The following is a 19,694-nucleotide window of genomic DNA, read 5'->3' as shown; positions in this document are numbered from 1 at the left end:
GGGGTCGTCGCGACGGGAAAGGGACCTCGGCACACGTGCGGGAGGTCACGTCTCATTTCGGACAGGTCGCGGAAGAGGAGTCGGGGCGTGCGCTGTTGTCCCCTCCATGCGAGCAATCACGTATGCGCAGTACGGCGGTCCCGACGTCCTCGAGGTCACCGAGCGGCCCGACCCCCGGGTGGGCCCGGGCGAGGTCCTGGTCCGGGTGCGGTCGGCGTCGGTCAACCCGGTGGACTGGAAGGTGATGGCGGGCTACCTCGACCCGCTGATGCAGGTGGACTTCCCCGCCATCCCGGGGTGGGACGTCGCGGGTGTCGTCGAGGCGGTCGGCCTGGACACCCCGGAGTTCGCGGTCGGCGACGAGGTCATCGCCTACGCGCGCAAGGACTGGGTGCAGCAGGGCACGTTCGCCGAGGTGGTGTCGGTGCCGGCTCGCACGGCCGCCCGCAAGCCCGCCTCCCTCGACTGGGACCAGGCCGCGGGCCTCCCGCTGGCCGGCCTCACGGCATACCAGCTGCTCACGCGGCTGGGCCTGCGCGAGGGTGAGACGGTCCTCGTGCACGCGGCCGCCGGCGGCGTCGGGGTGCTGGCCGTGCAGGTCGCCCGCGCGCTCGGCGCCCGCGTCATCGGGACGGCGTCGGAGTCCAACCACGAGTTCCTGCGGGGGCTCGGCGTGGAGCCGGTCACCTACGGCGACGGGCTCGTCGAGCGGGTGCGGAAGCTGGCGCCGCAGGGCGTCGACGTCGTCGCGGACTTCGTGGGCGAGGTGCTCGACAGCACTCTCGCGGTGCTCGCCGAGGGTGGCCGGCACGGCTCCGTGGCGGACGGCTCGGTCGCGGAGAAGGGCGGCCTGTACGCCTGGGTGCGTCCGAACGCGGCCGACCTGCAGGTGCTCTCCGACCTCGCCGACGAGGGCAAGCTGAGCGTGCCGGTGGCGGCGTCCTTCCCCCTGGAGGAGACGGCCAAGGCCTTCGAGCTGAGCCAGGGCGGTCACGTCCGCGGCAAGATCGCGATCCGCGTCAGCGAGTGACCCGAGGGTCCGGAACCGTTGCGCACCAACGGGATCCGGGTGAGGAACGACACGAGAGCGCCCCGGGACCCCTCCCGGGGCGCTCTCGTGTCACGGCCGGCCGGTCGCCTCGGTGACCGCCTGCCAGAGCCGTTCACGAGCGGCTTCGGACTCCACGCGCACGGGCGCGTAGTGCGTGGCCCGGGCCCGGCGGTCGTGCCAGAACCGGCCCGTCCCGATGGGCTCCTCCGTCGCGACCAGCCAGACGACGGTGTCGGCGCCACCGCGGGCGTCGCGCAGGATCGGGCCGGCCACCTTGGCGAAACCGGGTAGCGAGTCGGTGACCCCGGGGGTGTCCGCCCAGCCGGGGTGCATCGAGTGCACGGCCGTTCCCTGCCCGTCGAGCTCGCGGGCCCAGCGCTCGGCCAGGACCACCTGCATCCGCTTCGTGCGCGCGTATGCCGTGGTCCCCGAGTACGTGCCGCGGGTGTACTCGTAGTCGTCCTCCGGCAGCGGCTGGGCGTACATGCCGCCCGAGGAGACGACGACGACGCGGCCGCCCGCGAGCAGGTCGCCGAGGGCGAAGGTCAGGGCGTGCGGGCCGAGGACGTGGGTCGCGTACGTCAGCTCGTGCCCCTGCGGGCTCACCCGGCGCTCCGGCGGGAGGACGCCGGCGTTGTGGACCAGGGCGTGCAGCGAGGGCAGCTCCTCGCGCAGCCGCGCGGCATACGCCTCCACCGCGTCGAGGTCGCTGAGGTCGCACACGTCGAGGTCGGCCTGGGCGGACGGCACCTCGGCGACGAGCCGGCGCTGCGCGGCCTCCAGGCGCTCGGCGTCGCGGCCGACCAGGCGCACGTGGGCGCCCAGGCCGGCCAGGCCCGCGGCGGTGGCGAGGCCGAGGCCGCCGCTGGCGCCGGTCACGACCACGGAGCGGCCGGCGAGGACACCCGGCCTGGGGTCGGCCGGCCACCAGGCACGGCGTAGCGCCGGGCCCACCTTGCTGTAGCCGAGCACCACCGACTTGTCGAGGAGCCAGTCCAGCCCGTCCGTCACCGCTGCCATGGGACCAACCCTAGGCAGGCCCTCGGGGAGGCGCTCCGGACGGGGCTCCCTCGGCGACCCTTGACGCCGGAACAGACCAAGTGATTTAGTCACTTTATGACCCAAGCGCGAGTCTCCCTCTCCGAACGCCTGGCCGACGACATCGTCGCCCTCATCCGCGCGGAGCGGCTCGCGCCCGGTGACGCGCTGGAGTCCTCGCGGGACCTCGCCCGCCGCTTCGACGTGACGACGCCGACCCTGCGCGAGGCGCTGCGCCGTCTCGAGGCCACCGGGGTCGTCGAGCTCCGTCACGGGTCGGGGACCTACATCGGGCCCGGGCTGGAGCGCTCGCTGCTCGCCAACCCGCACCGCCCGTCGATCACCCGGCAGTCCGTGCTGGAGCTGGCCGAGGCCCGCCTGGTGATCGAGCCCGGCATCGCGGCGCTGGCCGCGACGGCGCGCGACCCAGAGTCGCTGGCCCGGCTCGAGCAGGCCGCCGGCAACGCGCTGGAGCCGCCCGCCCGCGGCGTCCGGCCGGCGCTGCACTTCCACACCGAGCTCGCGAGGGCCAGCGGCAACCCGCTCCTGCACCAGACGGTCGAGGCGCTCCTGCACCTGCGGGCCGAGGAGCAGGTCGAGATCCGGTTCCGGTACGACGACCGCGAGCGCGACCACGCCGAGCACCTCGACATCCTCGCCGCGGTGCGCGAGGGCGACGCGGCGGCCGCCGAGCGGCTGACCCGCGAGCACCTCACGACCATCCGTGACTCGGTCGCGGCCGCCGACCTGCCCGAGGCGGAGGACGCGTGAGCACCCGGCGACCCCACCACCTGGCCGACATGACCACCACCGAGGCGGCGCAGGCGGTGGCAGCCGGGACGGTCGTGCTGCTGCCCGCGGGGGCCTTCGAGCAGCACGGCCCGGGCATGGCGCTCTCGACCGACCTCGTGCGCGCCGAGGCCGTGTGCGCCGCGGTCGCCGCGGAGCTGAGTGGCCGCGCCGTGGTGGGACCGGTGGTCCCGGTCGGCATCTCCCCGCACCACCTCGCCTTCGCCGGCACGGTGAGCCTGCGCACGAGCACCTTCGTGGCGGTCGTGCGCGACTACGTCACGAGCTTGCACCGCCACGGCTGGCGCAGGGTCCTCGTCGTGACCGGACACGGCGGCAACAACGCCGCCCTCACCACCCTCGCGCAGGACATGCTCGTCGACCTGCCCGACCTCGAGCTGGCCTGGACACCCCTCACCTCACTGGCCGCCGAGGAGGTCGCGGCGCTCGACCCGCCGGAGGTCCACGGGCACTCCGGCGAGGCCGAGACGGCGCAGATGCTCCACGTCGCCCCCCACCTCGTCCACCCCGACCTCCTGGAGCCGGGGACGACCTCCCTGGACCAGCTCGACCGCCTCGGCCGGGTCGCCCGCACCCACGGCAAGCCCGCGCTGACGCTGCCCTACGACCGCCTGAGTGCCATCGGCGTGCTCGGCGACCCCCGGCGGGCCACCGCCGACGACGGGGCCGCCGTCGTCAAGGCCATCACCAGCCGGATCACCTCCTTCGTCGAGGACTGGCTGGCCGCCTGACCCCACCCCCACCCACTCCCGGTGCGACCGCGCCCCGGGGCCATGCCGCCGTGCCCTCGCACGCGGCCGAGAGGAGTCCACATGTCAACGACGACATCGGCGAGACACCGGACCACCGCGGTGCGTACCGCTGTGCGCGCCGCCCTGGTCGCCGCAGGCGTCACCGCAGCCTTGGCCGTCCCGGCAGGGGCCGGGGCGGCCGCGACGGGGGCGGGCGACGCCCCCACCCGGTCGGCCGGCTGTGGGACGGCCGCCCCGCAGCAGCCGGGGGACAGCGTCCTGCGCACCCTGGCCAGCGGTGGGCGCGAACGTACCTACCAGCTGCACCTGCCCGACGGCTACCGCCCCGACCGCGCCTGGCCGGTCGTGCTCGTGTTCCACGGCCGCGGCAACACCGGCGTCGGCACCGAGGCGTTCTCCGGGCTGGACAACCTGCCCGCGGTCGTCGCCTACGGCAACGGCGTGGTGGGCACGGGCAGCGGTGAGCGACAGGCGTGGGAGGGGGCGCCGTACGCCGCGGAGGGCGTCGACGACGTCAGGTACACCGCAGACCTGCTCGACACCCTCGAGTCGGACCTGTGCGTCGACACGCGGCGGGTCTACGCCACCGGCAAGTCCAACGGCGCGGGGTTCACGGGCATCCTCGCCTGCGAGCTCTCCGACCGGATCGCCGCCATCGCGCCGGTCTCCGGCGCCTTCTACGGCACCGGGCACCCCACGTGCACACCCACCAGGCCCGTGCCGGTCATCGACTTCCACGGCACCGGCGACGTGACCATCCCGTATGCCGGGGACGCCGACCGGGGGCTCCCCGCCATCCCCGACTGGGTCGCCGCCTGGGCGGCGCGCAACGGCTGCCAGGCAGGCCCGCTCGTCGAGGACACCGCGCCCGACGTGACGACGAGCCGCTGGGTCGGCTGCCGTGCCGGTGCCGAGGTGACCCACGTGGCGGTGCTCGGCGGGGGCCACACGTGGCCCGGCCAGGACAGCTACTCCGGTGGCGGCTACGCCACCCACTCCATCGAGGCGCACGAGGTCATGTGGGAGTTCCTGCGTGACGAGCGACTGCCGCAGCACTGACCGGAGGACGACATGACCACCACCTCACAGACACCCGTGCCGAGCCCCGCCCAGGGCCCGGAGACCGACGAGCGACCGGCGGACCGGCTGCCCCGCGTGCTGCGCGCGCTCGCCGTCGTCGAGCGCCTGGGCAACGCGCTGCCGCACCCGTTCTGGCTCTTCTGGATCCTTGCGGGCGTCCTCGCCGTCGTCAGCGCCGTCCTGTCGGCGGCCGGCGTCACCGTCGTCTCGCCCAAGGACGGCAAGAGCGTCACGGTGCAGAACCTGCTCAGCGGCGACGGGCTCGCGATGGCCGTCTCCACGGCCGTGGACAACTTCGCGTCCTTCGGGCCCATGGCGACGATCGTCGTCGTCATCATGGGCGTCGCCGTGGCCGAGCGCTCGGGGTTCCTCGCGGCCCTGATGCGCGTCTCGGTGTCGCGCGTCCCGGTCTCGTGGGTCGTCTTCGCGGTGGCCTTCGCGGGCACCGTCTCGCACGTGGCCAGCGCCGCGGCATACATCATCCTCGTGCCGCTCGGCGGCCTGGCGTTCCGCGCCGTGGGGAGGTCCCCGATCCTCGGCGTCGTGGTGGCGTACACCTCCATCGCGTCCGGCTACGACGCCAGCCCGGTGCCGACCCCCAACGACGCGATCTTCGCGGGCATCACCACCGCGGCCGCCAAGATCGTGGACCCCGACGCGTACGTGTCCCCGGTGAGCAACTGGTACTTCAACATCGCGTCCTCCCTGCTGCTGGCCACGGTCATCACGCTGGTGACCAAGTGGGTCCTGGCCAAGCGGCCCGACCTCGACGCGGACCCCGACGCTGAGCTCGACGACGTCGAGGACCTCAGGCTGTCGCGCCGCGACCAGTCCGCGCTGTGGCTCGCGCTGACCGCGGGAGCCGTGGTGCTGCTCGCGTTCGTCGCCGTGCTGCTGCCCGGGTCCTCGCCCCTGCGCGGCGAGGACGGCAGCATCACCGACTCGCCGTTCCTCGAGGGCATCGCGGCCGTTGTGGCCCTGCTGTTCGCGGTCGTCGGCATCACCTACGGCTGGCGGTCGGGGTCGATCGGCAAGCCGGGCGACGTCCCGCGGCTGATGGCCGACGGGGTGCGGCAGATGGCACCGGTCCTGGTGCTGTTCTTCGCCATCGCCCAGTTCCTCGCGTACTTCGACTGGACCCACATCGGCGACGTCGTGGCGGTCGAGTCGGCGCAGGCGCTGCGGACCAGCGGCGTGCCGATCGCGCTGGTGTTCCTGCTGATCCTCGCGCTCATGTCGGTCGTGAACGTCCTCGTCACGAGCGGGTCGGCGATGTGGTCGATCGCGGCCCCCGTGGTGGTGCCGATGCTCCTGCTGCTCGACGTGCCGGCGGAGACGACCCAGGCGATCTTCCGGATCGCCGACTCGGGGTCGACCGCCATCACGCCGATGAGCCCGTACTTCGTGATGGCGCTCGGCTTCCTGCAGCGCTACCGCAAGACGGCGGGCATCGGGACGCTCGCGTCGTACACGCTGCCGCTCGCGGTGGCGATGACGGTCACGTGGACCCTGCTGTTCTACGCGTGGTGGGCCCTCGGCGTCCCGCTGGGTCCCGGTGCCCCGGTGCGCTGACCGCACACCCTCGAGCGGGGAACGACGAAGGGCCCACACTCTCGTGTGGGCCCTTCGCTCTGGGCGACCCCGACGGGACTCGAACCCGCGACCTCCGCCGTGACAGGGCGGCGCGCTAACCAACTGCGCTACGGGGCCTCGGATGGCTCTGAGGCCTTGCAAAACAGTATCCCCAACGGGATTCGAACCCGTGCTACCGCCGTGAAAGGGCGGGGTCCTAGGCCGCTAGACGATGGGGACCGGCACTTCGCCGAACCCTCGCCCAGCGACTGCGCTCGGATCCGTCGAGGACTCGGAAAGCATAGGGGTACCCCGCCCCGATCTCCAAAACGGGGTCGCGCCTCGGTCCCGGGAGGCCCTCAGGCCCGCGCCTCGCGCAGGGCCGCGCGCACCAGGTCCACTGCGGCCGACTCACTCAGCCCGGCGCGGACGGCCCGCTGGGCGTACTCCGCAGCGCTGCGACCGAGGGCGACGTCCGTGGACTGCGACCCCGGCGCGACCATCGTCCCCGCGCGACGCCGGGTGGTGACCAGTCCCTCGGCCTCGAGCTCCTTGTAGGCGCGCGCCACCGTGTTGACCGCCAGGCCGAGGTCGGCGGCCAGGGCGCGGACGGTCGGCAGCCGGTCGCCCTCGGCGAGCGACCCGGTGGCGATGTGCCCGGCGATCTGGGTGCGCACCTGCTCGTACGGCGGGGTCGGCGCCGAGAGGTCGACGCTCACGGCCAGCTCGCTCACGCCGCGCCCCCGGAGGCGCCACGCGTGGCCTCGGCCACCGGGTGCGCCGGGCGTGCCGGTCGGGGCAGGCCCGGGCCGACCCAGAAGAGTGCGACACCGGCCGCGAGGGCCAGGAGGACACCGAGGCCGGCTCCCGCGAAGCCCAGCCACTGCACCCAGTCCCCGGGGGACCGTGGCGCGTCCTCGCTGGCCATCCGCAGGTTCTGGGTGACCCGGTTGACCGCCGGCCCGAGCGTGAGCCACAGGCCGGCAGCGGTGAGCAGTGCGCCCGTGGCGGCCGGGCGCAGCACCCGTACCTGCGACTCCTGCCGCACCGCGCGGTCCAGCTCGGGCGAGCCCCCCGGCAGCGCGGGCCGTGCCTCGACCCGGCGCACCGCCCACCAGGCGGCGGCTCCGAGGACGACCAGGGCGATGCCGACGGGCACGGCATACGTGGCACCGGGGTAGGGGCTCGCGGTGCTGCTGGCGTCGCCTGCGGACCTGGTGACGGACCGGCCGTCCGGGCCCGCGGTCAGGGTGCCCACCACGAGGGCGGCGGCGCTCGCGGCCAGCCCGAGCCCCAGCAGCCGCTGCAGGAGCGACGGCGCGAGCCGCCGGGCGTCCAGCGACGCCGTGCGGACGGTGCCGGCAGGGTGGGGCCAGGTGAGCTCCGCGACCGCGCCGGCGAGCGTGGCCACGGCCCCGCCGAGGGCCGGGAGGGTGGCGACCCGCACGTCGGACGCGGGGTTCTCCCCGACGGCCACCCAGGCCCCCATCGCGGCCACGCCGGCGACGAGGGTGGCGCCCGACGCCAGCAGCGACCGCGCTCGCACCGAACGGTCGAGCCCGCGGGTGCGGGTCAGGGAGACGAGCCGCTCCACCGTCGACCCCACCACCAGCACCAGCAGCGGCACCAGCACGAACCCCATCAGCACGACGGCCATGACCCCTCCGGACCCCTCGACACACATTGTCTCAATGACTTAGAACATTGAGACATAGTGTGTCGCGGCTCGTCAAGTGCCCGACGTCCACTCCAGCAGCCGTTCGACCGGCCACGTCGTGACGATCCGGTCTTCGGGTATGCCGAGTCGCTCGGCGCGCTCGCAGCCGTACGCCTTCATCTCCAGCTGCCCGGGCGCGTGGGCGTCGGAGTCGATCGCGAACAGGCAGCCGACCTCCATCGCCAGCTCGACGAGCTCGTCGGGCGGGTCGCAGCGCTCGGGACGGCTGTTGATCTCCACGGCGGTGCCGTGCTCGGCGCAGGCCTCGAAGACCGAGCGCGCGTCGAACTCCGACTGCGGCCGCTTCCCCCGGGTCCCCTCGACGAGCCGCCCGGTGCAGTGGCCGAGGACGTTGACGCGCGGGTTCGAGACGGCCGCCACCATGCGCCGGGTCATGGGCGCTGCGTTCATCCGCAGCTTGGAGTGGACGCTCGAGGTGACGACGTCGAGCTGCCCCAGCATCCGGTCGGTCTGGTCGAGCGAGCCGTCGTCGAGGATGTCGACCTCGATCCCCTTGAGCAGCCGGAAGCTGTCGCCGAGCGAGGCGTTGACCGCGTCGACGATCGCCAGCTGCTTGGTCAGCCGCTCGGCCGTCAGCCCGTTCGCGACGCGCAGCTGCGGGGAGTGGTCGGTGAGCGCCAGCCACTCGTGGCCGAGCTCGACGGCGGTCAGGACCATCTCCTCGATCGGGCTGCCGCCGTCGGACCAGCTCGAGTGCGAGTGGCAGTCGCCGGTGATGCGAGCGAGCAGGTACTCACCGCCCGTGACGAGCGGTTTCGCCTTGTCCTGCAACGTTGTCAGGTATGCCGGGAGCTCGCCGTCCAGCGCCTCCGCCACGACCCCTGCGGTGGACTTCCCGATGCCGGGCAGGTCCTGGAGCGTGCCCGCCTCGTGTCGCGCCCGGAGCTCGTCCTCCGGCGTCTCGCGGACGGTGACCACGGCCTTGCGGAAGGCCTCGACCCGGTAGGACCCGGCCCGTTCGCGCTCGAGCAGGAAGGCGATCCGCCGCAGCGCCTCGTCAGGCGCGACGGGGGCGGTGAGCGGGGCGACGGCGGCGACCACGCGGCGTACCCTCCCGGCTCACCAGGAGGTGTGCAGCGGTCGGCCCTCGGCGAACCCGGCGGTGCTCTGCAGCCCCACCACGGCCCGCTCGGCGAACTCCTCGATGGTCCGCGCACCGGCATACGTGAAGCTCGAGCGCACCCCGGCCACGATCTGGTCGATGACGTCCTCGACGCTCGGCCGCTCGGGGTCGATGAACATGCGCGCCGAGGAGATCCCCTCCTCGAAGAGCGCCTTGCGCGCCCGCTCGTATGCCGTGTCCGTCGCGGTGCGGTTGCGGACCGCGCGGCTGCTCGCCATGCCGAAGGACTCCTTGAAGCGGCGGCCGCGCTCGTCGGTGAACAGGTCGCCGGGGGACTCGAGCGTCCCGGCGAACCACGAGCCGACCATGACGTTCGAGGCGCCGGCGGCCAGGGCCAGGGCGACGTCGCGCGGGTGGCGCACGCCGCCGTCGGCCCAGACGTGCTTGCCGTGGCGACGGGCCTCGGTGGCGCACTCGAGCACGGCGGAGAACTGGGGGCGACCGACCGCGGTCATCATCCGGGTGGTGCACATGGCGCCGGGCCCCACGCCGACCTTGACGATGTCGGCACCGGCCTCGATGAGGTCGCGCGCGCCGGCTGCGGACACGACGTTGCCGGCCGCGACGGGGACCTGCGGGTCGAGGGCCCGCACCGCCCGCAGCGCGTCGAGCATCTTCTCCTGGTGGCCGTGCGCGGTGTCCATGACGAGCAGGTCGACACCGGCCTCGAGGAGGGCGGCGGCCTTGCCCGCGACGTCGCCGTTGATGCCGACGGCGGCGGCGATCCGCAGGCGGCCCTGCGCGTCGGTGGCCGGGGTGTAGAGCCGCGCCCGGAGGGCGCCCGCACGGGTGATGATGCCCACCAGCTCGCCCGCGTCGTCGACGACGGGGGCGACGTGGTGGTGGGTTGTCGCGAGGGTGTTGAAGGCCTCTTCCGGGTCGGTGCCGTCGCTCACGAGGACCGGCTCGCGGGTCATGACCTCCTGCACCTGCGTGAACCGGTCGACGCCCGTGAGGTCGGCCTCGGTCACGATCCCGATGGGGCGGCGGCCCGACTCGTCGACGACCACCGCGGCGCCGTGGGCGCGCTTGGGCAGCAGGACGAGGGCCGCGCCGGCCGTCTCGGTGGCGCTCAGGGTGATGGGGGTGTCGTGGACGAGGTGCCGCTGCTTGACCCAGCCGGTGACCTCGCTGACCACGTCGACCGGGATGTCCTGCGGGATGACGGCGAGGGCGCCGCGGCGGGCGACCGTCTCGGCCATCCGGCGGCCTGCGATGGCGGTCATGTTCGCGACGACGAGCGGGATGGTCGTGCCGCTGCCGTCGGAGCTCGTCAGGTCGACGTCGAGGCGGCTCGTGACGTCGGAGCGGCTCGGGACCATGAACACGTCGTCGTAGGTCAGGTCGAGCTGGGGCTGGAGGCCGTTGAGGAACTGCACGGGCCCGAGTCTAGGTCGGGGACCGACGCCGGCGGCCGGGGCGCCGAGGGGTGGCCGGGGGGCCGAGGGGTGGCCGGCGACTGCGTCACTGATCCGGATGCGGGTCAGTGACGCAGCGCGAGCGTCAGGTCCACCCGGTCGGGTCGCGGGAGCGGGCCGAGGGTCCGGCGCGTCAGTACGAGCCGGACCTCAGTGCGAGCCGAACTGGTTGCGCACGATCGCGTCCCACACGCGGTCGCCGCCCACGGTCCGTGCCGTGATGGCGGCGCGCGCGGCGGCGGTCACGACGTAGCGGCTGCGCGGAGAGCGCGACTCCACCGCCTTGAGCACGACCCTGGCGACGGCCTCGGGACCGCTGGCCAGCAGCGGGTTGGAGTAGCCGCCCGTGGTGATGCTCGCGCTGGTGGCGAGCAGGTCGGCATACGGCGACCCGTCGGTGCCGGCGTGCGCCTCGGAGGTCAGTGCGGTCTCCTCGAAGCCGGTGCGGATCAGGCCCGGCTCGACCAGGCTGACCGAGATGCCGAACGGGCGGACCTCGTTGCGCAGGGCGTCGCTGATCGCCTCCACGGCGTACTTGGTGGCGTGGTAGTACCCACCGACCGGCCACGTGAGCCGGCCGCCCATGGACCCGATGTTGACGATGTGCCCCGAGCGGGCCGCGCGCATCGCCGGCAGCACGAGCTGGGTGAGCCGGGCGAGTCCGAAGACGTTGGTCTCGAACATCTGCCGCACCTTGTCGAGGTCGGTCTCCTCGATCGTGCCGTACTCGCCGTAGCCGGCGTTGTTGACCAGCGCGCCGACCCGGCCGTGCTCGTCCTCGACCGCCTTGACGGCCGAGGACATCGACTCCTCGGAGGTCACGTCGAGCGCCAGCACGCGGGCGCCCGCGGCCTCGAGGTCGGCGAGCGCCTCGGTGCGCCGGGCGGTCGCGTAGACGGTGTGGCCGGCCTTGAGCAGCAGCTCGGCCGTGGCCGCGCCGATCCCCGACGAGCAGCCGGTGACGAGGACGGGGGCGAGCGAGGTGGAGGTCATGGGCGGTCCTTCCCGCGTCGGGCGAGGAACCGTTCCACGCGGGCGTAGGCCACCCACCCGACCGCCAGGGCGGCGACGAACGCGACCCAGCTCGACAGGTCGGGCCACAACGCCGTCACGAGCTCGCGGACGAGCACCATCGCGCAGATCGCGACGACGAGCGGCAGGTACGCCGCGGCGCCCGTGCGCCGGGGCCGCTGGGACGTGGGGGCCATGGCTCCAGTCTGCCGGACCGCGGTCGGCGTCAGTGCTGCGGCAGCGTGTACCGGGTGATCCCCTCGTCGGTCCGCACGACCAGCCCGTCGCCGTCGAGCAGCAGCAGGTCGAGCCGCCCGGTCGCGGCGACCCGGCCCACCTGTCGGCCGCTGCGGGTGTCGACGACCGTGAGGACGGTCGTCGGGGAGCCCCAGCGCAGCGGGTTCGCGGGAGTGCTGCGGCGCTCGCGGGCGACGGTGAGGTGGGCGGCGCCACCCACCTCCACGCTCGCCGGGACGTCGTCGGGGCACCGTGCGAGGACCCGCGTCGACACCGGGTCGGCGCCGTCGTACGCCGTCAGCACGCACTGGCCGCCCTGGACCGCCGTCACGACCACCGGCCCGTCGGGCTCCGCGCTGAAGCGCTGCCCCGGGACCAGCGACTCCCGCCCGTCGACCGGGTCGAGGAGGACGACACCGCCGCCCTGGTTCGCGCTGGCGTACGCGTGCGGCAGCCCCTGGTCGGCCGGGGCCGCGACGCGACCGCTGCCGGTGGTGCCGTTGGTCTGCCACGCCTCGTGGCCGCGGGCGTCGATCCCGACGAGGTCGCACGGCGCCGATGCCTCGTCCGGGCAGGTCGCGACGAGGGTGGTGCCGCGCCGGGCTGCCAGCGGCACCGGCGCCTGCCCGGCCGGAGGGCGCCAGGTCCAGCGGCCCGTGCCGTCGAGCCCCACCGAGTCCACCCGGTGGGCGCCGGCGACGACGAGGCGCCCGTCCCCGGCATACGGCCGCCCACCGGCCGCCGAGCCCAGCGAGACCGACTTCCCGGTCCGCAGGTCCAGTGCCGTGTGGTCGCCGCTGAGCAGGACGGTGCCCACGACCCGTCCGTCCAGCGGCTTCGCCTGCCAGTCCCCGGCGACGCCGTGCGTGCGGGGCGTGGTGGCGTATGCCGTGAGCGCCAGCGCGGCCACGACCCCCAGGGCTGCACCGGCACCGAGGAGGCGCCTGCGACGGGTGCCGCGCGACGGTCCCCGGGCGCTCACGAGTCCCGGTCGGGCCGGGCGGCATTGCGGCGCGGGCGGATCCGCACGGCTGGCAGGGCGGGCGCGGGCAGGTGCTGGACGGCACCGGCATACCCCTGCACCTCGCCGAACCGGTCGGACCCGGCCATCCACTCCTCACGCGCCCGCTCGATGTCCTCGTGGCTGCGGCCCACGAAGTTCCACCACATGACGATGTCCTCCTCGAACGGGGGCCCGCCGAGCAGGACGGCCCGCGCCGGTGCGGCGGACGTGTTGGCGAGGGTGAGCGAGCTGCGTCCGGGCGGCAGGTGGCCGAGCCCGGCCCGGGGCAGCAGGGTGCCGGCGAGCTCGACCCCCTCGGTGTCGGCGAGGACGCCGTGCTCGAAGGACGGGTCGACGGCGAGCTCGAGCCGGGCACCCGGCCGAAGCACGACCTCCGCCCCCAGCAGCGGGGTGGCCGTCCGCACCGGCGAGACCTGCCCCGCCAGCGAGCCCAGGAAGACCGACACGGTCGCGCCGTCGAGCTCGACTGGCGTCGGCGCGTGGTGCTGGAAGTCGCGGGGGGCGTCGCGGTCCGAGTCGGGCAGCGCCACCCAGAGCTGGACGCCGTGCAGCGTCGTCGTGCCCGGGGTCGACACCTCGGAGTGGGCGATCCCGTGGCCACCGGTCATGAGGTTGAGCTCGCCGGGCCGGACCAGGGCGTGGGTGCCCAGGCTGTCGCGGTGCTCGACCTCGCCGGTGAACAGCCAGCTCACGGTCTGCAGCCCGGTGTGCGGGTGGGGCGGCACGTCCATGCCGCCCGTCCGCGAGACGTCGTCGGGGCCGTAGTGGTCGGCGAAGCACCAGGCGCCGATCATCGAACGCTGCCGCTGCGGCAGGGTCCTGCGCACCGTCATGGCCCGCGGTCCGCCGAGCGGGACGTCGCGGGGCTCGAGCACCTCGACGCGGTGGTCGTCCGCCTCGGCCCCGTCGGCGCCGTGGCAGACCGTCTCGTGCGGGTCGGTCTCGACGTTGCTCACCCGCACAGTCTGGCAGGCCGGCCCATGTGCGCTTTCTGTGAGTTTGTCGCTGATGTGCCCACGGGGTCCTCTGCTGGCCTAGCATTCCGCTCACCCCCACGAAGGCTGGACCACGATGCCACGGCGCTACCTGCAGCTGTACCCCGAGCTGTTCGCGGACCTCGACGAGGCGACCATTAGCCGCGTCCTGCAGACCGTCGGCAGCCGCGGCGACGGCAGCCTGTTCCCGCGCGAGGTCGTCGCGGACGTCGTCAACCGGACCACCGGCGGCATCTCCTTCCAGGAGCACCGGGAGCGGTGGCTGCGCACGCAGGAGCAGCCGACCACCTAGGCGCCCGCCCTCCCCGTCGCGCCCCGGTCCCTCACTGGCCCTGGACCCGGCGCCGCAGCCCCTCCTTGGGGATGCGGATGGGCCCGCTGTCGGTGGGCACCACCGCCTCGTCGGTCTGCAGCTCGAGCTCACGCGCGAGCCGGCGGGCGTCCAGCAGCAGTGCGCCGTATGCCGGCCAGGCCTTCGGGTCGTCCAGCCGCGTCTCGCGCACCTGGTCGCCCAGGCGGTCGAGGATGGTGACCGCCTCGCCCAGCTCTCGGCGCACCTCGTGGCGCTCCTCGTCGTCGTCGATGCCGAAGTGGTTGACCGCCGCGCCGACGTGGTCGAGCGCCTCGGCATACGCCTCGAGGAACTGCTGGCTGGGGGCGGGGAGGGCCTCACCCTCGTCCGCGGCGTCGACGAGGGTGCGGGCGATGCCCGAGACCTGCCACTGCGTGCGCCGGACGGCCTCGACCGCCGCGGCGTACCCGGACCAGTCGACGCTGAGGCCCCGGAGGTTGTCGCGCGGGTTGAAGCGGGTGCTCTCGCGGCCGGTCTCGATCTCGGCGTGCACCTGCGGTGCGAGCTGGATGATCTCGGTGCTGGTGTCGTACCAGCCACGGGCCTCCTCGGCGTCCCACCCCTCGCGCAGGCCGCCCGCGATCGAGGCCAGCAGCTCGCTGACCCGGGTCGTCAGGCTCATGATCTGCTCGCGCGGCTCCCGCAGGTGCAGGGGCGGGAGCACGATCGCGTTCGTCAGGACGCCGATGACGCCGCCGGCGATCGTCTCGACCACCGTGAGGTAGGTGAAGTCGACGTTGGTGCCACCGACGGTCAGCAGGGACAGCAGGACCATGGTGGGCACCTGGATGCCGTGGTCGCCGAGGCGCCGCCACCGCGCGATGAGCAGCGCGAGGTAGATGACCGGCAGCATCGACCACCAGTGCACCCCGAGGGTCGACCCGACCAGCCAGGCCGTCAGCATGCCGACCACGACCGCCGCGACGCGCTGGGCGCTCGCGCCGATCGAGCGCACCATCGTCCGGTCGACGACGAGCAGGGCCGCCATCGGCGCGTAGAACGCCTGGTGGCTGCCGAGGACGCGGTCGGCGAACTGCCAGGCGACGACGGTGGCAAGGGCCGCCTTGCCCATGAGGAGCGCGGCGTCCCGTTGCGGGCCGGCGGTGCGCGCCGCGGTCGACGCGGCGTCCCACCACCCCCGCACGACGTCGACCAGCAGGCGCCTCGCCCTCGCGAACGCGCCTTCCCGTTCCCCCTTCGTGCCCCCCGGCTCAAAGGTGTCCATCAGGGCGACGATAGGACCGGCGCCCGACGCTCGCCAGCGTGGCCCGGCGGCCAGGGGAAACTGTGGGGAGTCTGGTCCCGGTTGGGGCGTTTGCGCAGGTAGGGTGGCATGGACGAGTTCCCCACCGCGAAGATCGGACGCCTGGACATGATCACGGAGGACCCGGTCTCGCCCCCCGACCCCCTCTCCCGCTCCACCCCCGTCAACCCCTCTCCGCTCGATCCGGGGGGTGCTGCCGACGGCGTCGGGTCGGGCGCCCACGAGGGTCCGCGGGCCCCGGGAGGCGGTGTCGGGACGGACCCGTTCCTGGGCGCGGTCCCCGAGGCCGAGCAGGTCCTCGTCGCAGTGGCAGCCGGTGTGCCCGAGACCATGGCGCGGTTCTCCTACGACGTGCGCGCCAACCGCTGGTGGTGGTCGGACGAGATGTTCGAGCTGCACGGGCTCAGCCCCCACGAGGCCGAGCCCACCACGGAGCTGCTGCTGGCCCACAAGCACCCCGAGGACCGGACGCGCACCGAGGGCACGCTCAGCGGGGCGCTCGCGACCGGTGAGCCGTTCTGCTGCCGGCACCGCGTCATCGACGCCGGGGGCGGGGTCCGTCACGTCCTCTCGATCGGCATCGGCGTCTTCGACGAGGACCGGCGGGTCGTGGCCGTCAACGGCTACTTCGTCGACCTGACCGACTTCGTCGACCACCCCCAGCCGTACGGCGGGCTGACGGTGCTCGAGCCGACTGCCTTCAACGCGGTGGTGGAGCACGCCAAGGGCATCCTCGTCGCGGCATACCGGCTCACCCCGGACGCCGCGCTCGAGCTGCTGTGGTGGTCGGCGCGGCAGCGGGGGGTGACCCTGGCGGAGCTGTCCGCCGCGCTCGTCGAGGACTTCACCCTGGCCCCCACCAACGAGGTGAGCGCCGCCGCGCGGGCAGACCGCGTGCTCGGCCTGCAGCCGGACCCCGACGCCTGACGCCCGCCGGCTGCCGGCGCTCCCGGCTACTGTCGCTCACCTCGGCACCGCCGTCCCGCTGGCGCGCCCCCGGCCGGCGTCACAAGCGATGGCGCCCGGGGCTGCCAGCAGGGAAGTGGTGGCCGCCTCGATCGAGAAAAGTCTGAATTCGTCTGTCTCGCAACGCTGTTCATCTGCCGTCAGTTGACGAGGCAGCCGGTCGAACGCACACTCACATCGTCGAGACCACGGCGAAGGGGAAGTGCATGACCGGCACCGCCATGACACCCGACGACCTGGCGTCCGTCTACCGCGACCTGCACAGCCACCCGGAGCTGTCGTTCCAGGAGCACCGCACCGCCGCGCTGGTGGCCGAGCGCCTGGCGGCATGGGGATACGACGTCACCGAGGGCATCGGTGGCACCGGCGTGGTCGGCATCCTGGAGAACGGTCCGGGCCCGTCGGCCCTGCTGCGCGCGGACATGGACGGTCTGCCGGTCCTCGAGGCGACAGGGCTGGACTACGCCAGCACCCAGCGCGGCACCGACCCCGCCGGAAACGATGTGCCCCTGATGCATGCCTGCGGTCACGACGTCCACGTGACCTGCCTGCTGGGGGCCGCATCCGCGCTCTCCGCGGATCGCTCGACCTGGTCGGGCCGGCTCATGGTCGTGTTCCAGCCGGCCGAGGAGGTGGGGGCGGGCGCCCGCGCCATGGTGGCGGACGGGCTCTTCGAGCGACTGGGCCGTCCCGACGTCGTCCTCGGGCAGCACGTGGGGCCGTTCCCGGCCGGGATGATCGGCATCCACCCCGGGATGGCGATGTCGGCGAGCGACACCCTGCACATCCGGCTGCACGGTCGCGGTGGCCACGGGTCGCGACCTGAGGCGGCGGTCGACCCCGTGGTGATGGCCGCAGCCACGGTGATGCGGCTGCAGACCATCGTGTCGCGGGAGATCGGCGGCACCGAGACGGCGGTGGTCACCATCGGCAGCCTGCACGCCGGCACCAAGGAGAACATCATCCCGGACCATGCCGAGCTGGGCCTCAACGTGCGGACCTTCGACCCGCTGGTCCGGGACCGCACGCTGGCGGCGATCGAGCGGATCGCCCGGGCGGAGGCCGAGGCCTCCGGGGCGCCCCGCCCGGCCGAGGTGGACCACGTCGACTACTTCCCGCCGCTGCTCAACGACGACGCGGCCGTGGCCCGGACCCGGTCCGCCTTCAGCGAGCGCTTCGGCGCCGAGCGGGTGTTCGACACGGGCCCGCTCACCGGCAGCGAGGACGTGGGTGTGCTCGCCGACTCGGCCGGGGTGCCCTGCGCGTTCTGGTTCCTCGGCGGCGCCGACCCCGCACTGTTCGCGGGGGCGAGCACGCCGGAGCAGATGATGGCGGCGATGCGCAGCCTGCCGAACAACCACTCCCCGCACTACGCCCCGGTGATCGAGCCGACGCTGTCCGTGGGGGTCGAGGCTCTGTTGACGGCAGCGAGGGAGTGGCTCCCGGCCTGACGCCCCCCGGGCGCCCTGCGGGGCGCCCGGACCGTCATCGCACCGCGTGTGCCGCCCCGGCGAGGTGTGCCGCCCCCGGCTGCTCGGGCCCCTCGCTCCCGCCCGGTCGTCAGCGCGTGACGCGGGCGTCGACCGAGGCGTGCCATCGGGTGTGCATCACGGCGTACTCCTCGCGGTTGCCCACGAGCGCCCCGCACGTCGGGCAGGACAGGCCGGAGAACCACGGGCCCTCGTACCCGGCCATCCAGTGCTCGTCCCCTGCATCCGACCGGTCCGGCTCCCTACGATCGTCATTCCCCACCATCTGTCCATGTTTGCCCCCGATCGGCTCGGGCGCCTCGTGCAATAGGCGGATCTTGCCCGTCCTGGACGGCTTGGTGGTGGTGGGTTGGGTCAGGTCGGGACGAGCCTCGGGACGTTGGTCCCTGCGACGAGCCGCTGGGGCTCCCTAACGTCGGGACCCAGGCAAGGGCTTCAGGGTGGAGCGGCCACAGTGTCGTTGGCCGGGTGATTCCTTGCCCTGGGGGAGTGGGGCCGTCCCAGGCGCACGGGGGTGGCCGGGACAGCCCCACACAAGCCGGGGACAGGGATGCGTCGCCTCGCGCACCCGCGGCCCTGAAGCTTGCCTGATGTGGCCGCCAGGGGACGAAGCAAGGACCCACGGAGCGATGCAGCGGTCCGAGATCCGTGCCGGTGAACAGTCAGGACTCCCTGGAGGTCCCCACCGTGCCGGACGGCCGTAGCGACGCCGCCGCTGCCGCCAGGCCCCCGACGAGCTCCGCCACGGCGCTCAGCGACTTCTGGAAGTACCAGACGGGTTCGTACATCGCAGGGATGGGCCCGAAGGCGGGCACATTCACGTAGCGGTACAGCACCACGGCGGCCCCCGCGCTCAGGGCGACGGTGGCGGCTGCGGCATACGCGGCGCGACTCCCGCGCCACAAGACCCACAGCGCGGCCAGCGTGGCGGCGATCGCCTCGAGCCGGAAGAGGGTGCCCGTGCCGATGCCGCCGGGCGAGGCGTTCTGGTACCCCTCGGCAAGCCTGGCGTGGACGACCGCGTCCACCGCCAGGGCGAGGACCACCAGTCCGCGGACCAGGACCGTCCCTCGGCTGCGGGTGTGCCGCCGGCGGCCCGCGCGGGTGGTCGGCGCGGCGCTCACTCGACGACCAGCGTGGCGCTCATGTTCGCGTGGAACGAGCACACGACGGGGTAGCTGCCCGGAGTCGTCGGGGCCGTCAGGGTGGCCGTCCCGTTCGGGTCCACCTTGACGTCGAAACCGCCCTTCTTCGACGTCACCGTGTGGGCCTGCGCATCGAGGTTCTTGATGCTCACCTGCGATCCCGGGCTGACACGTGCCGGGAGCTCGAACATGAAGTCCTTGATGGTGATCGAGCTGACGGTCGCGGTGGCCGACGGGGCAGACGCGGAGGCCGCAGGCGCCGAGGGCGCCGAGGGCGCCGACGAGGCCGCCGACGTGGGCATCGTCATGCTCGACGTCGACGAGGCCGACGAACTGGTGCCCGTGCTGCCACACGCCGTCAGGCCCAAGGTCAGGGCCGACGCGACGGCGAAGCAGCAGATGTTGGCTTTCATGGACGTGTTGCCTCCAGACCGACCGTCGTTGCGACAGCCACGGACAGGCATTCGTCATGAGTGGACGTCCGGCTTGGTGGGACGCCCGCGGTGGCCGCACCGGGACACCGTCGGCTGGTCGATCTCGGACGTCGGGACCAGGGGCCCTCTCGACTGCCTGGTCTGTCGCGCGAACGTGAGGGGGGACCACATCCACGACGTCCCGCAGCTCGTCC

The 19,694-nt window shown here is 73.7% G+C and carries 21 protein-coding genes and 2 tRNA genes; 8 read left to right on the top strand and 15 right to left on the bottom strand.

Translation table 11 applies throughout. From position 1 onward, the window contains the following. The first annotated feature begins 106 nt into the window (after window positions 1-106). The gene (locus RKE38_RS06785) at window positions 107-1,030 is read left to right on the top strand and encodes an NADP-dependent oxidoreductase (protein ID WP_316006683.1); all 924 of its coding nucleotides are present in this window, start codon (window positions 107-109) and stop codon (window positions 1,028-1,030) included. 90 nt (window positions 1,031-1,120) lie between these two features. On the opposite strand, the gene RKE38_RS06780 is transcribed toward RKE38_RS06785, so the two are convergent. Next, a complete protein-coding gene (locus RKE38_RS06780) occupies window positions 1,121-2,071 on the bottom strand; it encodes an SDR family NAD(P)-dependent oxidoreductase (protein ID WP_316006682.1) in 951 nt (316 codons plus the stop codon). Between the two features lie 96 nt (window positions 2,072-2,167). On the opposite strand from RKE38_RS06780, the gene RKE38_RS06775 reads away from it, so the two are divergent. The 4 genes from RKE38_RS06775 to RKE38_RS06760 all read left to right on the top strand — a co-directional run bounded on the left by RKE38_RS06775 (window position 2,168) and on the right by RKE38_RS06760 (window position 6,303). Beyond that, window positions 2,168-2,860: a FadR/GntR family transcriptional regulator gene (locus RKE38_RS06775; protein WP_316006681.1), complete on the top strand. Its 693-nt coding sequence runs from the start codon at window positions 2,168-2,170 to the stop codon at window positions 2,858-2,860. Continuing rightward, window positions 2,857-3,630, top strand: coding sequence for a creatininase family protein (locus tag RKE38_RS06770; protein ID WP_316006680.1), 774 nt, complete (start codon window positions 2,857-2,859; stop codon window positions 3,628-3,630). The genes RKE38_RS06775 and RKE38_RS06770 overlap by 4 nt, the downstream gene beginning before the upstream one ends. Before the next feature lie 81 nt (window positions 3,631-3,711). Next, a complete protein-coding gene (locus RKE38_RS06765) occupies window positions 3,712-4,710 on the top strand; it encodes a PHB depolymerase family esterase (protein WP_316006679.1) in 999 nt (332 codons plus the stop codon). A 12-nt stretch (window positions 4,711-4,722) separates the two neighbouring features. Further along, complete coding sequence (locus RKE38_RS06760; RefSeq protein WP_316006678.1) at window positions 4,723-6,303, top strand: AbgT family transporter; 1,581 nt, start codon at window positions 4,723-4,725, stop codon at window positions 6,301-6,303. Between the two features lie 64 nt (window positions 6,304-6,367). Here RKE38_RS06760 and RKE38_RS06755 read toward each other — a convergent pair. From RKE38_RS06755 to RKE38_RS06710, 10 genes are all read right to left on the bottom strand, one after another. After that, window positions 6,368-6,441: transfer RNA gene (locus RKE38_RS06755), tRNA-Asp, on the bottom strand. A 29-nt stretch (window positions 6,442-6,470) separates the two neighbouring features. After that, window positions 6,471-6,543 (bottom strand) — tRNA-Glu (locus tag RKE38_RS06750). Between the two features lie 119 nt (window positions 6,544-6,662). After that, on the bottom strand, window positions 6,663-7,037 hold the full coding sequence (locus tag RKE38_RS06745) for a GntR family transcriptional regulator (RefSeq protein WP_316006677.1): 375 nt from the start codon (window positions 7,035-7,037) through the stop codon (window positions 6,663-6,665). Further along, the gene (locus RKE38_RS06740) at window positions 7,034-7,960 is read right to left on the bottom strand and encodes a hypothetical protein (protein WP_316006676.1); all 927 of its coding nucleotides are present in this window, start codon (window positions 7,958-7,960) and stop codon (window positions 7,034-7,036) included. The genes RKE38_RS06745 and RKE38_RS06740 overlap by 4 nt, the downstream gene beginning before the upstream one ends. 72 nt (window positions 7,961-8,032) lie before the next feature. Next, entirely contained in the window at window positions 8,033-9,082 is a 1,050-nt protein-coding gene (locus RKE38_RS06735; RefSeq protein ID WP_316006675.1) for a PHP domain-containing protein, read from the bottom strand. An 18-nt stretch (window positions 9,083-9,100) separates the two neighbouring features. After that, window positions 9,101-10,543, bottom strand: a complete 1,443-nt coding sequence (locus RKE38_RS06730) for a GuaB1 family IMP dehydrogenase-related protein (RefSeq protein ID WP_316006674.1) — start codon at window positions 10,541-10,543, stop codon at window positions 9,101-9,103. Between the two features lie 189 nt (window positions 10,544-10,732). Beyond that, the gene (locus tag RKE38_RS06725) at window positions 10,733-11,575 is read right to left on the bottom strand and encodes an oxidoreductase (protein WP_316006673.1); all 843 of its coding nucleotides are present in this window, start codon (window positions 11,573-11,575) and stop codon (window positions 10,733-10,735) included. Further along, complete coding sequence (locus RKE38_RS06720; RefSeq protein ID WP_316006672.1) at window positions 11,572-11,790, bottom strand: hypothetical protein; 219 nt, start codon at window positions 11,788-11,790, stop codon at window positions 11,572-11,574. Before RKE38_RS06720 ends, RKE38_RS06725 begins: the two co-directional genes overlap by 4 nt. Before the next feature lie 29 nt (window positions 11,791-11,819). Continuing rightward, window positions 11,820-12,812: a hypothetical protein gene (locus RKE38_RS06715; RefSeq protein WP_316006671.1), complete on the bottom strand. Its 993-nt coding sequence runs from the start codon at window positions 12,810-12,812 to the stop codon at window positions 11,820-11,822. Next, complete coding sequence (locus RKE38_RS06710; RefSeq protein ID WP_316006670.1) at window positions 12,809-13,810, bottom strand: pirin family protein; 1,002 nt, start codon at window positions 13,808-13,810, stop codon at window positions 12,809-12,811. Before RKE38_RS06710 ends, RKE38_RS06715 begins: the two co-directional genes overlap by 4 nt. A 115-nt stretch (window positions 13,811-13,925) precedes the next feature. Here RKE38_RS06710 and RKE38_RS06705 point away from each other — a divergent pair, with 115 nt between their 5' ends. Further along, entirely contained in the window at window positions 13,926-14,141 is a 216-nt protein-coding gene (locus RKE38_RS06705) for a hypothetical protein (protein WP_316006669.1), read from the top strand. A 31-nt stretch (window positions 14,142-14,172) separates the two neighbouring features. Here RKE38_RS06705 and RKE38_RS06700 read toward each other — a convergent pair whose 3' ends face one another. Continuing rightward, window positions 14,173-15,426 carry an FUSC family protein gene (locus RKE38_RS06700; protein WP_316006668.1) on the bottom strand — a complete coding sequence of 418 codons (1,254 nt, stop codon included), beginning with the start codon at window positions 15,424-15,426 and terminating at the stop codon, window positions 14,173-14,175. Between the two features lie 108 nt (window positions 15,427-15,534). Here RKE38_RS06700 and RKE38_RS06695 point away from each other — a divergent pair, with 108 nt between their 5' ends. Together RKE38_RS06695 and RKE38_RS06690 are read left to right on the top strand one after the other, a co-directional pair. Further along, window positions 15,535-16,392 carry a PAS and ANTAR domain-containing protein gene (locus RKE38_RS06695; protein WP_316006667.1) on the top strand — a complete coding sequence of 286 codons (858 nt, stop codon included), beginning with the start codon at window positions 15,535-15,537 and terminating at the stop codon, window positions 16,390-16,392. Window positions 16,393-16,637: 245 nt separating this feature from the next. Next, entirely contained in the window at window positions 16,638-17,882 is a 1,245-nt protein-coding gene (locus RKE38_RS06690) for an amidohydrolase (protein WP_316006666.1), read from the top strand. 109 nt (window positions 17,883-17,991) lie between these two features. Here the strand turns inward: RKE38_RS06690 and RKE38_RS06685 are convergent, their stop codons facing one another. The 3 genes from RKE38_RS06685 to RKE38_RS06675 form a co-directional block, all read right to left on the bottom strand. After that, window positions 17,992-18,126, bottom strand: a complete 135-nt coding sequence (locus RKE38_RS06685; protein ID WP_316006665.1) for a hypothetical protein — start codon at window positions 18,124-18,126, stop codon at window positions 17,992-17,994. A 457-nt stretch (window positions 18,127-18,583) separates the two neighbouring features. Then, entirely contained in the window at window positions 18,584-19,045 is a 462-nt protein-coding gene (locus tag RKE38_RS06680; RefSeq protein ID WP_316006664.1) for a hypothetical protein, read from the bottom strand. After that, a complete protein-coding gene (locus RKE38_RS06675) occupies window positions 19,042-19,479 on the bottom strand; it encodes a cupredoxin domain-containing protein (RefSeq protein ID WP_316006663.1) in 438 nt (145 codons plus the stop codon). Before RKE38_RS06675 ends, RKE38_RS06680 begins: the two co-directional genes overlap by 4 nt. Window positions 19,480-19,694 lie beyond the last annotated feature (215 nt).

The sequence above is a fragment of the Phycicoccus sp. M110.8 genome (assembly GCF_032464895.1).
GTDB lineage: Bacteria > Actinomycetota > Actinomycetes > Actinomycetales > Dermatophilaceae > Pedococcus.
The sequence above is the reverse complement of the archived record's forward strand: the minus strand, read 5'-3'. Positions and strand labels throughout refer to the sequence as shown.

What these genes read in the sequence shown, in the direction of transcription:
- RKE38_RS06785 (WP_316006683.1), top strand. Translation starts at nt 107, where the DNA reads ATGCGAGCAATCACGTATGCGCAGTACGGCGGTCCCGACGTCCTCGAG.
- RKE38_RS06780 (WP_316006682.1), bottom strand. Translation starts at nt 2,071, where the DNA reads ATGGCAGCGGTGACGGACGGGCTGGACTGGCTCCTCGACAAGTCGGTG.
- RKE38_RS06775 (WP_316006681.1), top strand. Translation starts at nt 2,168, where the DNA reads ATGACCCAAGCGCGAGTCTCCCTCTCCGAACGCCTGGCCGACGACATC.
- RKE38_RS06765 (WP_316006679.1), top strand. Translation starts at nt 3,712, where the DNA reads ATGTCAACGACGACATCGGCGAGACACCGGACCACCGCGGTGCGTACC.
- RKE38_RS06760 (WP_316006678.1), top strand. Translation starts at nt 4,723, where the DNA reads ATGACCACCACCTCACAGACACCCGTGCCGAGCCCCGCCCAGGGCCCG.
- RKE38_RS06740 (WP_316006676.1), bottom strand. Translation starts at nt 7,960, where the DNA reads ATGGCCGTCGTGCTGATGGGGTTCGTGCTGGTGCCGCTGCTGGTGCTG.
- RKE38_RS06725 (WP_316006673.1), bottom strand. Translation starts at nt 11,575, where the DNA reads ATGACCTCCACCTCGCTCGCCCCCGTCCTCGTCACCGGCTGCTCGTCG.
- RKE38_RS06720 (WP_316006672.1), bottom strand. Translation starts at nt 11,790, where the DNA reads ATGGCCCCCACGTCCCAGCGGCCCCGGCGCACGGGCGCCGCGGCGTAC.
- RKE38_RS06705 (WP_316006669.1), top strand. Translation starts at nt 13,926, where the DNA reads ATGCCACGGCGCTACCTGCAGCTGTACCCCGAGCTGTTCGCGGACCTC.
- RKE38_RS06700 (WP_316006668.1), bottom strand. Translation starts at nt 15,426, where the DNA reads ATGGACACCTTTGAGCCGGGGGGCACGAAGGGGGAACGGGAAGGCGCG.
- RKE38_RS06695 (WP_316006667.1), top strand. Translation starts at nt 15,535, where the DNA reads ATGGACGAGTTCCCCACCGCGAAGATCGGACGCCTGGACATGATCACG.
- RKE38_RS06690 (WP_316006666.1), top strand. Translation starts at nt 16,638, where the DNA reads ATGACCGGCACCGCCATGACACCCGACGACCTGGCGTCCGTCTACCGC.
- RKE38_RS06685 (WP_316006665.1), bottom strand. Translation starts at nt 18,126, where the DNA reads ATGGCCGGGTACGAGGGCCCGTGGTTCTCCGGCCTGTCCTGCCCGACG.
- RKE38_RS06675 (WP_316006663.1), bottom strand. Translation starts at nt 19,479, where the DNA reads ATGAAAGCCAACATCTGCTGCTTCGCCGTCGCGTCGGCCCTGACCTTG.